Below are 11547 nucleotides of genomic sequence, written 5' to 3' on the forward strand. Positions count from 1 at the left end.
TAAAATCAAGGTGAGTCAGATTTATATCAGCGCAGGTTTGCTGAAGCAGATTCACCCAGGCAGTTATATGGGTCGTGTTCATTTATGCCTCCCTTGGCACAAAGCCCTGTGCCAGCCGCTGCGCCTTTTTCAGACACTCTTTGCATACTGATGAAGGCAATTCTGGCAGCGGATAATCCTCACTCGCCGGGCCCTGTAATTTATGTTGCCCTTTGAGGCTTAACAGGCCTGGACCATGCACGTTGATTTCTCCCTGTGGCGTCAGCTTGATATAAGCGCCACCGCAGGCGAGCGTGATCCCATTCTTTGCCGTCAACTGCAGGTGTCCCTGCGTTGACTGGACGGTGACATCCTTCAGGGAAGTCAGCGACAGCACATCACTATGTGATTCAATCTCCAGTGCACCTTTGGCGGATACCAGCCGCATTCCTTCCTGTAGGGCTAACAGCGAAACCGCCTGACTTGCGTTCACCGAATAGCGCTGTGCTGCGGTGATATTGACTTCTCCCAGGCTCTGCAGGTACAACCCTTTCCCGCTGTGCATCAGAGTCGTTTCAGGCGTAACGGCAGCAATACCCTTAGGTGAAGACAGCAGCAGCGCAGGCTCTTTAAGCTCACTGGCAGCGGAAACAAATGCTCTTAATGGCTCAGAATCAGGCGTTATGTTGTGGTGAGTCTGCGTAATCGTTCCCCATCCAGTTACCTGATTCAACGCTCCTTTTAGCAGACTGACCGCCGGCTGCATCTCCAGCACCTGGCCCTGTGCTTTCGTCTGGCCATCAGCGCTGATGAACATCCCTTTCTGTGCCCGTATGGCGCCCCAGCTGTCGGTTCTGAGCTCAAAACCCTCTCCACGCTTCTGCTTTTCGCCGTCGACCAGGTGCCCCAGATTCAGCTGGCTCTTGCCGCCGTACTCGGTGCTGACCTTGACATGCTCTTTTCCGCGCTCGTCGTCGAGGCGGATTTTGTTGTTCGCCGGGGTGCGCAGCACGTTGCGTTTGTAGTTGCGGATGGTGACGTGGTCGCCATGCGCCGAGTCGTGCAGCACGCCGGCGATGTATGGCCGGTCCGGGTTACCGTCCTCAAAGCCAATCGCCACTTCGGTGCCCGCCAGCAGCGGCAGGTGCAGACCGTAAGTGTCGCCGGCATACGGGCGGGACTGGCGCACCCACAGGCTCTCGAACCCGGTTTCCCGGTTATCCCGGTCAAACAGCATGTTGACGCGATAGCGGCCGTCTTTATCGATGTGGCCGTAGGTGTCATTTTCCGTGGTACTGGTGACGCGGGCCGGTAATGTGCCGGCCATCACCGGGCGTGAGCCTGGCTCAGGACGGAAACTAAAATCCGTGCTGTCCGGGATCCCGTCAAAATGCACTTCAAAATCCCGGTCACGCCGCACATGGCTGCGCATCGCCGTGATGACCACGCCCTGAGCAAACACCTCGGCCACTTCATACCCACCGGTGACGTTGAGCATCTGGCCCGGAGAGAGGGTCGGGCAGCTGGTGGTGGCATGGGTCCGGGTCTGGCCATTCAGGTAGCGCTCATGACGAATGCGGGCATAGAACGCCCCCGACTCCGCAGCCGGATTGCGGTCGTACGCATTACCCTGGGTAAGGTAGTTGTCCCCCCAGTGGTAGGCATCCCCGCAGGTGGTAGCATCCCCGCGGGTCACATCAACCTCGGTATTCATGTCATCCGTGGCCTGGCGGTAGTTGTAGTCGCGGGTGCTGACCTGCTTCTGCACCACGTTATGATGGCTCTCCATCCCCCACACCGCGTCCACTCCGTCTGAATGCTGGCCAGACGGCGGCACTGAGGGCAGCGTCAGGCCTTTTTCATACCCCTGCTGACCGTCGTAAAACTCCACGACGTCGATGTTCAGGCGCGTATCCGTGGTAAAGCGGAACCAGATACCTACCTCACCCAGCAGGCGGGTAATGAAACGCAGGTCATCCTCGCCGTACTGCATCACCTGCTCACGGCGCGGGTACTCTTTTGAGAGCGAGAACAGAAAATCCTGACCGCGCAGGTTGTGACGCTCGCGCAGGATTTTCTCCACAATCTGCGGCACCGACATGTCCTGATAAATGGCGTTCTGGTGTGAACGGTCGAGCAGCGCCAGGCGTGGCTGCAGCGTCAGGGCATAATGGGTCTCATCTTTTGATGTACCGAGGCGTTCAAAGCCGCTCACCACGCCCTGAAGGGTGCGCACCGCCTGCTGCATTTTGATGCCGTAACCCTGGTCAACCGGGGCCTGCAGCGTCAGGGAGGCCGCTTTCATCAGCATCATCTCTTTGCTGATGGCATGGTCAGAGCTGGTGAATTCAATACGGTAGCTGAACGGCCGGCTGAGCGCCTCATCGCCTTCAAACGCCAGCACATTAAGCCCGGCTTCACATCCCTTCACCGACAACTGATGATGGCTGTGGCTGAATCTGATCGGGAGACGGGTGTTCATGCGTTATCTCCTTCAGTCCGGTCAAACTCCAGCCCGATCCCCTCTTCCTCGCTCCAGCTCAGCCATAGCGACTGTGGTTTCTGTCTGGCGGCCATGTGTCTCAGCAGTTGCTGACTCAGCACCGGCAGAATCTGCTGATTGAGCAGGCTGTCGACGTTGCGTGCGCCGGTATCCGGCAGCAGGCAGGCGGCGGTCAGCGCGTCATACAGGCTCTCATCAATCTGCGTGGTCAAACCGTAGTGACGATGTAAGCGTTTGCTGACTTGTGACAGCTTCATTTCCACGATGATACGCATGGCGGCCTCAGCCAGCGGGCGATAAATCACCGTCTGGAAACGGGCCAGCAGCGCCGGCTGGAAGTGGTCGCGCAATATCGGGCGCAGCAGCTCGTGGAGACTGCTTTCGCTGGCCTCCGGCTGTTCGTCCAGCAGTTGCATCAGATGGTCGCTGCCGAGGTTGGAGGTCATCAGAATAACGGTGTTACGGAAGTCGATTTCACGCCCTTCGCCGTCGCGCATAAAGCCGCGATCAAACACCTGATAGAACAGGTTCATCACGTCGCGGTGCGCCTTTTCTACCTCATCAAGCAATACCACGCTGTACGGGCGCTTGCGTACCGCTTCGGTGAGAATGCCGCCCTGACCGTAACCCACGTAGCCCGGCGGTGAACCTTTCAACTGGGAAACAGTGTGCGGCTCCTGATACTCGGACAGGTTGATGGTAATCAGCGATTTTTCACCGCCGTACAACACATCCGCCAGCGCCAGCGCGGTTTCAGTTTTACCGACGCCGCTCGGGCCAACCAGCAGGAATACGCCCTGCGGGCCGTTCTCTGACGTGAGTCCGGTCTTCGCCGCGCGCAGGCGCCGGGCGATGGCGGTCAGCGCCACGTCCTGCCCGACCACACGCTGGCCGATTTCGTTTTCCAGCGTTAGCAGTTCGGTTTGCTCGTCTTTCATCAGCGAAGACAGCGGGACACCGGTCCAGTCGGCAATTACATTCGCGACGGTGCGGGTGTCCACATCCACCTGAACCAGCACATCGCCCTGCTGCGCCTGTTCGAGCCGCTGTTGCAGGTCGGAAATCTCAGCCTGCTGGCTGATGTCCTGGCGGCTGGCCGTCAGTTGCTGTGCCAGCGCCTTTTCGTGGCTGAAACGTGCTTCCTGCTCTTCGATGCGCGTCTCCAGTTCAGTCCGCTGTTGCTCAATGGCACCCAGGCGGTCATCATGACGGTTGCTGCCGGCGGCGATATCTTCGCAAAGCGCCTGCGCTTCCAGTGCCAGCGCGGTCAGTTGCGCTTTCAGGCGTACAATTTGTTCTGGCACGGTATCAAGACTCATGCGCACACGTGCGGCGGCGGTATCCAGCAGGTCAACCGCCTTGTCCGGCAGCTGGCGGCCGGTCAGATAGCGGCGGGACAGCGTGACGGCTGCGCGTACTGCATCATCAGTGATATGCACGTTGTGGTGTTCGGCGTAGCGGGCTTTCAGGCCGCGCAGCATCAGGCAGGCGGTCTCGTCGTCCGGCTCGTCGACCTTCACCATCTGAAAGCGGCGCTCCAGCGCGGCATCGCGTTCGAAGTATTGCTTGTATTCAGACCAGGTAGTGGCGGCGATGGTACGCAGTTCGCCACGCGCCAGTGCCGGTTTCAGCAGGTTGGCGGCATCCGCGCCGCCGGCCTGATTGCCGGCACCAATGATGGTGTGCGCTTCATCGATAAACAGCAGAATCGGTACCGGGGACTGCTGCACCGCATCAATCACGTTTTTCAGGCGCTGTTCGAATTCGCCCTTCACGCCTGCGCCCGCCTGCAACAAACCAAGGTCGAGGGTGCGCAGAAAAACCGGCTTCAGGCTTTCCGGAACGTTGCCTTCAGCGATACGTAAAGCCAGGCCTTCCACCAGCGCGGTTTTACCGACGCCCGGTTCGCCGACCAGAATCGGGTTGTTTTTGCGACGACGCGAGAGAATATCCACCATCTGGCGGATCTCCGTATCGCGCCCAAAAACCGGGTCGATTTTGCCTTCTCTGGCTTTGGCGGTAACGTCGAGCGTGAATTTATCGAGTGCGTTCTGCAGCGCCGGATTGAGTTCGCCTTCCTTTATAGGCGCGCCCGGGCGCCCAACAAACTCCACCTCACCACCATGACTCTGTGCGAGTTCCGCTGCCTGTTGCCGTTCCGGGCGCTCTTCAGACTGCCCATCAAGCAGCGGGCGCAGACGTTCCAGCTGACTGTGGCCCAGCGTCAGCAGCGGCCACAGCCCGTCACAGCGCACCAGTTTCTGTTTATCAACCAGCGCCATCAGCAAATGGACGCTGCGGATCTGTTCCTCACCGTTGAGAGAAGCAATCAGCCAGGCTTCCTGCATCAGCGTCTGAAGAGTGTCAGACAATTGCGGACGCTGACGGACTGAACGCGGCAGTTTATCCAGCCAGGCAAGCAAATCCTGCCATAGCATATCCATATCCCACTCATAGCGGCGTGCCAGCACCGTCAGGTCACCTTCCCCCTGCTCCAGTAGTTTCAGCAGCCAGTGCTCCGGAAAAATTTCCGCATGGGCGCGGGTCTGACACAGGGAGGCGGCGGCTTCCAGTGCCTGCGCGCAGAATGGGTTAAGACGACGCAGAAGCGCGGTTGGCTGACTGTCCATAGCAAAAATCTCCTGATTGGGGGTACGCTACCGCCCATCGCTGTAAACCAAAGCGCATAAGGCAGCAGGAAAGAAGGAAATGACTTGTGATTTCACCCGCCGCGGATGAAATCACCAGACATCTGACAGAATGCGTATCACGGTCGCGAACAAGGCAACACGGCCGAATTTGGGCGGCCAGAATGCCGCCCCCACGACGCCATCACACAGTCGATTACGCTAAATAGTTCGTGTCGCAGGAAGGCGGCAAGCTCATCCGCCCCGGGAGCATAGATAACTATGTGACCGGGGCGGACGAGCGCGGCCAACGCACCTGCGGCACGAAATATGACGCGTAATCAGGCGGTGGCGCGTTCGTTCCAGCTATCTGAATGAATGATGTTGCCGTCTTTATAGGTCCAGGTGATTTTTTCGTAGCGCAGTTCGATCTGCTCAAGGTGGTTGTGCTTCTCGAAAGAAGGATTTTTGATGTCATGCATTACCGGATTCACTTTCACGACTTTCACGTTTTCCAGTTTGGTGTTGAAGTACTCCACTTCCTGGCCCGCGTCGTTGATTTTGTACCACTTGAACTCAGCCGATTTCAGGGTCTGGCCGGTGGTCACCGCCTTGTACAGGTACGGGCTGGAGGAGTCGATTTCCTTGGTGAACAGGAACGGCGTGTGGATACGCGTACCGGTCAGTTTGCCGGTGTTGTTGTCGGTCGGGATGTACAGGTTATGCTCCTGCGCCACCACCTCGATGCTGCCTTCACGGTCCTTCACGTCCACGGAACCTTTAATGTCCGCGCCGCCGTCGTCCTTCAGCCACAGATAAACAGGAATTGCCATGTTAATTACTCCATTTCATTTTTTGACGCGCCATCATCCGATGACGCGGGTGTGTTGCCCGGCTGCCGGCAGGCATTCGCCTGCGGCACCAGGCTGATTTCGACACGGCGGTTGAGCGCACGGCCCTCCGGGGTGTCATTGGTGGCGACAGGACGGCTTTCGCCGGAGCCCTGCACCGCAAAACAGCTCTCCGGCACGTCGCCGGTATCGCGCATCCAGTCGAGCACGGACTCCGCACGCTTAAGCGACAGCACCTGGTTGGACTGGTTATCGCCCGTGCTGTCGGTATGGCCTGCCACCACAATCAGCCAGCCGGGCTTTGCCTTAATCCCTACCAGCGAGTTCACCAGCAGCTTCACCGAGCCGGGTTTCAGGGCCCATTTGCCGGTATCGAACAGCGACATGCTGTCGAGGCGGATGATTTTCGGCGCGACCTTTTCCACAGGCTTCGGTGGCGGAGGCGGCGGCACATATGAGCGTATCGCTTCCAGTACCGGTATGCGCAGACGTTCCCCCCGATAAAGCCCCAGGCCCAGCCGGGCCGGTACACCATTGCGCGCCTGCTCATCCAGCAGCGCCGCATCCTCGCGCAGCACCTGTACGGCGCTGGCTTTCGGGCCGTAATCATCCATGGCGATGCTGTTGTAACGGACAATATCGAAGCTCACGCGTCGCAGCAGCTGGCGATTGTTCCAGCCACTGCTGAGCAGTGCGGCAATGGCCGCCAGCGTGAAGAGCCCAAGCGCACAGCGCCAGGTTCGCTCACGCGGCGTCAGACCCCGCCCTTCCGGTAGTAATGGCAGAATAAAATCCGGGAACAGGGAAATCACCGTACTGTCCGTTCCCACCGGCTGCCAGCCAGACACCTGCTGCATCGCGGTGTGACGGGAAAGCCATGTCGTCCAGGCCGATGTGGCCAGGCTTCCGGCCAGGATCGGCCCCATTCCCCACAGCACCGCAGCAGGTGCAATGACCGGGACATCGGGGTTCTCATCCATAAAGACGGCCTGGACATGCTGACGGAACCAGTTCATCAGACTGTTCATCAGCACCTGCTGCTGTATCGCAGGCGTTCCGCCGGTGGTAACCCATTCAGCAACAGAACCCGGGGCTGAAGATTCACGCCAGACCCTCACGCCTTCACCCGGGAAAACCGCCTGCCAGAACACGTCATTCGTCATCGCGCTGCCGACCTGACCATTCAGCACCAGCGGCATAGAATGACCGGTTACTTTACGCAGCTGGCTGATGTGCCAGCGCAGGGTCAGCAGGCGACTGGTCAGGGCTTCGCTATCAGGGTGCTGCTGCGGACAGACACTGACCATCACCGACAGCTGGCGTCCCCAGTCAGGACGTAACCACAGTATCTGACGGGCAGCCTGCGCCAGATCCTGATGATCCTCCACGCGGATCCAGCATCCCTGCGTGGCTGTCAGTACCGGTGACTGCTGCGGCCAGGCCAGCGGCAGATCGCCACAAACCAGCACCACGGGCTGACGGTAAGTGGCGTCGGGCAGGTCCTCCAGACGCAGGGTGACATCATGCTGTTCACGGCGACTGGCGACAGTCCGGAACGCCAGGATAAGCCCCATAACGGTAAAAAGAACGAGTACCGAAACCCACCTGGATACCGGCAGAAAACCCAGGCAGACCCCGGTACTCAGCAGGGCTGCCCACAGCGCAAGCCCGCGCTGTTGTAAAGGACTCATTTCACGACTCCCGGCAACAGGGTCTGCAGCGTCTGATCCAGCCAGCGATCCAGCCCCCACCAGAGTGCAGCGACTACCACCACACTCAGGCCGATACGCACGGGCCACGACGACAGCCAGCCTATTTTCCGTCCGGCACGGCTTTCCGCCAGTACGGGGTGGGTCTGTGGATAGCTGAACGGCGTGACATGTTCACTGAGTGCACTGACGAGTTTCTGGCGTTCCGGGTCGCTCAGGGAGCGGAAACCGCCGAGGAAACCCAGCAGCATGACCCGCTGGAAGCAGGTCACGACTGCAGGATCCGGAGCCGGTTCACGCAGCACATCGCGCATCCGATCGCACAGCGTGTCACCGGCGTCCATGGTGCCGAGGAAGTGCCCCTGCAGGGGAATGTCATACCACTGCACGCAGGCATCATCCTCCACACCGCGACCTTTGACCGCCTCATCCAGCAGCGCACACTGTGCGGTGAGAATATGCCGGCAGCTGGCTTCATCAAGTTCGCCCGTTTTCAGCTCACGCTGCACGCGCTCCACATCAGCAATGCAGCGTTCCCACAACGTTCGCCCTTCCCCATTCTGGAATGTTGGGCCGTGACGCAGGCTGATCACCTGCAGCCAGGTGTTCTGCAGCAGGGCATCAATATCAATGGACGCGGCAGCGCCGCGTTTACGCTCACTCATGTTCTCAGCACCGCAAAGAGTTCCAGTTCAGGCTCGCCGAGCATGCCCGGAACGTAAAACATGCAAGTGCCGCCCTGGAGCATTTCAGTGGCCTGAGGATGAGAGACATCAAGGCTGAAATACTGATTTTCCAGACGTAACGGAATGGCTGCCGGTACATGGCGCAGCGGGGTCAGCGGCACACCCACCCGCGATGAATTGACGATACTTCTGACATGATCGGGGCTGCCGACCTTGCACTGGCGCGGGAACTGCTCCTGCAGCTGTGCCACCGGCACCGGTGAACGCACGGAGAGGTAGTAATCCGCCCCTTCACGCAGACGCGGGTCATGCAGACGGGCTTGCCAGAAGTGCAGCCGGGCATCGTGCTCAAGCTCAATCGCCACCACCCGCGACGGCAGGCTGGCTTCCAGCAGATCGCCCAGTAAGTCGAACAGCGGCGGGAAGACGCTATTCAGCTGTTCATGCTGCCAGACCGGAATAGCACTCACCTGATGTTCCAGCGAGAAAGTCAGCAGGCTGCCCGCAAGCCGCGCCAGTTCCGGGTACAAACGCTCCGGTGGACTTTGCAGGTTACGCTGAAACTGGCCGAGCACCGGTTCTGCGCTGTTCAGGGCATTGAGCAGCCAGAATAACGACACATCAGCCACGGCAAAGTCGGCCATGCGCTCGTTACTTTCACGTCGCATGGCCATCAGTCGACCCAGACGGGCACGCAGTTGCGTCATCAATTGTTCCAGCTGGGTTACCAGCCAGCGGCTGCCCTGCAGAGCCAGCAGTGGCGGAAGCCAGGTTTCATCGAGTGCCCAGCTGCCCTGGGAATCCTGCTGCAGACGGGCGACCGGACAGGTCAGATAATCACTGTTGTTCTGATGGGCAAAACGCAGCGTCAGCTCTGGCTGCATCACTGCAATCTGCCGGGTATCATCGCCAAAGGTGTTGCGGACATCCCGCCAGCGCTGGCGATAACGCACAGGGCGCTCGGCCACCTCATCGGGTTTAAGGCAGTTGCCGCCATTTGCCCGCAGCAGCGGAAGCGCCAGCACCACTACCACGTCCTGTGATTCGCCCTCAAGCATCAGCACCGGCGGCAGGTCATCGGCGTTATCGGTGTCGATAAGCGTGCCATCGGGGAAACGGATGTGCAGATGACGGGCCTGCAGGCGGCCCAGCTTCAGTGCATCAGGTTCGAACGTGGCTGCAATCATCCCCCAGGGATGGGAGAGGCCCAGCCGGGCGATGCCTTCCGCAGACCAGGCCGCATAGGCGACCTGTTGCTGGAAGTGCTGGGGAGAGACCATAACGCCCCTGCCCCATAACGGTTGTTCCGTTTTCATTGGCTTCCTGCCTTCGCTTACGATTTCGCCTTCGGCATCTGGGAAACCAGTGACAGGTTGACGTCCATGCCCTCCACCTGGAAGTGTGGGATGGCGTACAGCCTGACGCGGAAGAAGCCCGGGTTGTCGTCGATATCTTCCACTACCACCTTCGCGTCGCGCAGCGGGTGAGAAGCCTGCAGCTCATCGCCCGGATCGGTCATTTCGGTCACCAGACCGCGCACCCAGGTGTTTAACTCCAGTTCCAGCAGACGCCGATCCTTGGTGGTGCCGATGTTTTCACGCTGAATCAGCTTCAGATAATGCGCGATACGCGACAGCAGGAAGATATACGGCAGACGGGCGTTAATGCGGCTGTTGGCGGTGGCATCCGCAGTGTCATACAGCGCAGGTTTCTGGGTGGAGTTGGCCGAGAAGAAGCAGCTGTAGTCGCGGTTTTTGTAGTAGGACAGCGGAATGAAACCGAGATTGGCGAACTCAAATTCGCGGGTTTCCGGGATCATTACCTCACTCGGGATCTTCACCTGATTACCGGTGCCCAGATCGTACAGATGAATCGGCAGATCCTGCACCGCACCACCGGCCTGTGGACCACGGATTTGCACGCACCAGCCATTGTTAATGAAGCTGCGCACCATGTTGGATGCGAAGGCAAACGAGGCGTTGGTCCACAGGTATTTGTCGTGATCCGGGCCTTTGACTTCTTCAACGTAGTTGAAGCTGCGCACCGGTACGGTGTCCGGGCCATACGGCAGGCGACCCAGCACACGCGGCATCACCAGACCGATGTAGCGCGAATCGTCCGTCTCGCGGAAGGATTTCCACTTGATGTATTCAGCGCGGTCAAAATAGTTACCGATATCTTTGATGGCCGCCACGTCTTCCATTGAATCCTTGAGGAAGAATTGCGGGCCGGCAGAGCCGATAAACGGCATATGCGCCGCAGCAGACACTTTTGAAATATTGCGCAGCAGGGCAACATCCTGCGCAGACGCATCAAACTCATAAGCGGAAATCAGCGCCGCAATCGGCTCGCCGCCTGGTGTGTCATACTCATCAATGTAGGTGTGTTTATACAGGCCGCTCTGGATAATTTCCGGGCTGTCTTCGAAGTCCTGACGCAGGTCTTCTTTAGACATATCCAGCAGTTCGACTTTCACGTTCTGGCGGAAATCGGTTTTATCAACCAGCGATTTCACGCCGCGCCACAGGCTCTCCACTGCCTGGAACTCTTCGCTATGCATGACCGCATCCAGCTGACGACTGATCTGGTGATCCAGCGCGGCGATATGATGGTCAATCAGGTTTTTGTCGAGTTTTTCAACTTTTGCGCCTGATTTTTTCAGGCACTCCAGAAATACCTGCATGCCGGCGGTTAAACGCTCATCCGCCGTTGCATCCGACATCGCCTGCGCATCCTGCCAGATATCCAGCGCGCTCAGCTCAGAAACCGGGTTGAGATTGATCTTTTCAAACAGGGTGGCATAAACCCCACCGGCTGCCGGACGTTCCAGCACCACGCTCTCGCCACCCGTCGCATTCTCATTATTTACAGACATCAGCATCTTCCTTATTAATCCGTTAAATCATCGTGATGGTTATGGCTGTTTTGGTGCCAGGGTTGAGAGCTCAGCGCGCAGCTCTGCACTTAACGCCGGGTCCAGCAGAATTTTTTCCAGCTCTTTTCGGAAGGCCTGGTTATCCAGCAGGTTGGCTTTTAAATCACGCAGTAAATTACGCATGGAAAGCATGGCCTTCAGCTGAGGTATTTGCCGGGAGACCTGTTCCGGAGAGAAATCTTTCATGCTCTGGAAAGTCAGACTGATGCTGTCTTCGCTGCCGTCATCGGCCAGCGTATTTTTAACGGCAACCGTGA

At 58.6% G+C, this 11547-nt stretch carries 8 protein-coding genes; all 8 read right to left on the minus strand.

The window, feature by feature from the left end; translation table 11 throughout:
• Positions 1-82 precede the first annotated feature (82 nt).
• On the minus strand, positions 83-2461 hold the full coding sequence (vgrG, locus tag QMM04_RS17180) for a type VI secretion system tip protein VgrG (RefSeq protein ID WP_282996592.1): 2379 nt from the start codon (positions 2459-2461) through the stop codon (positions 83-85).
• Positions 2458-5112: a type VI secretion system ATPase TssH gene (gene tssH / locus QMM04_RS17185; RefSeq protein WP_282996593.1), complete on the minus strand. Its 2655-nt coding sequence runs from the start codon at positions 5110-5112 to the stop codon at positions 2458-2460. Before tssH ends, vgrG begins: the two co-directional genes overlap by 4 nt.
• A gap of 338 nt (positions 5113-5450) precedes the next feature.
• Positions 5451-5942 (minus strand): type VI secretion system effector Hcp, encoded by a 492-nt coding sequence (gene hcp / locus QMM04_RS17190; RefSeq protein ID WP_282996594.1) that lies wholly within the window; start codon positions 5940-5942, stop codon positions 5451-5453.
• A 5-nt stretch (positions 5943-5947) separates the two neighbouring features.
• Positions 5948-7651, minus strand: coding sequence for an OmpA family protein (locus QMM04_RS17195; RefSeq protein ID WP_282996595.1), 1704 nt, complete (start codon positions 7649-7651; stop codon positions 5948-5950).
• On the minus strand, positions 7648-8334 hold the full coding sequence (gene tssL, locus QMM04_RS17200; protein ID WP_215229923.1) for a type VI secretion system protein TssL, short form: 687 nt from the start codon (positions 8332-8334) through the stop codon (positions 7648-7650). The genes QMM04_RS17195 and tssL overlap by 4 nt, the downstream gene beginning before the upstream one ends.
• Positions 8331-9671 carry a type VI secretion system baseplate subunit TssK gene (gene tssK, locus QMM04_RS17205; RefSeq protein ID WP_282996596.1) on the minus strand — a complete coding sequence of 447 codons (1341 nt, stop codon included), beginning with the start codon at positions 9669-9671 and terminating at the stop codon, positions 8331-8333. Before tssK ends, tssL begins: the two co-directional genes overlap by 4 nt.
• A gap of 17 nt (positions 9672-9688) precedes the next feature.
• Complete coding sequence (gene tssC / locus QMM04_RS17210) at positions 9689-11236, minus strand: type VI secretion system contractile sheath large subunit (protein WP_058781795.1); 1548 nt, start codon at positions 11234-11236, stop codon at positions 9689-9691.
• A gap of 33 nt (positions 11237-11269) precedes the next feature.
• Positions 11270-11547: type VI secretion system contractile sheath small subunit (locus tag QMM04_RS17215; protein ID WP_282996597.1), on the minus strand; the 278-nt coding region annotated here is incomplete at its 5' end.

The organism is Pantoea sp. Pa-EAmG, from assembly GCF_030024295.1.
GTDB lineage: Bacteria > Pseudomonadota > Gammaproteobacteria > Enterobacterales > Enterobacteriaceae > Pantoea > Pantoea dispersa.

Excerpts from the sequence above, each read along its gene's own strand:
- vgrG (WP_282996592.1), bottom strand. The coding sequence starts at position 2,461 with ATGAACACCCGTCTCCCGATCAGATTCAGCCACAGCCATCATCAGTTG.
- tssH (WP_282996593.1), bottom strand. The coding sequence starts at position 5,112 with ATGGACAGTCAGCCAACCGCGCTTCTGCGTCGTCTTAACCCATTCTGC.
- hcp (WP_282996594.1), bottom strand. The coding sequence starts at position 5,942 with ATGGCAATTCCTGTTTATCTGTGGCTGAAGGACGACGGCGGCGCGGAC.
- QMM04_RS17195 (WP_282996595.1), bottom strand. The coding sequence starts at position 7,651 with ATGAGTCCTTTACAACAGCGCGGGCTTGCGCTGTGGGCAGCCCTGCTG.
- tssL (WP_215229923.1), bottom strand. The coding sequence starts at position 8,334 with ATGAGTGAGCGTAAACGCGGCGCTGCCGCGTCCATTGATATTGATGCC.
- tssK (WP_282996596.1), bottom strand. The coding sequence starts at position 9,671 with ATGAAAACGGAACAACCGTTATGGGGCAGGGGCGTTATGGTCTCTCCC.
- tssC (WP_058781795.1), bottom strand. The coding sequence starts at position 11,236 with ATGCTGATGTCTGTAAATAATGAGAATGCGACGGGTGGCGAGAGCGTG.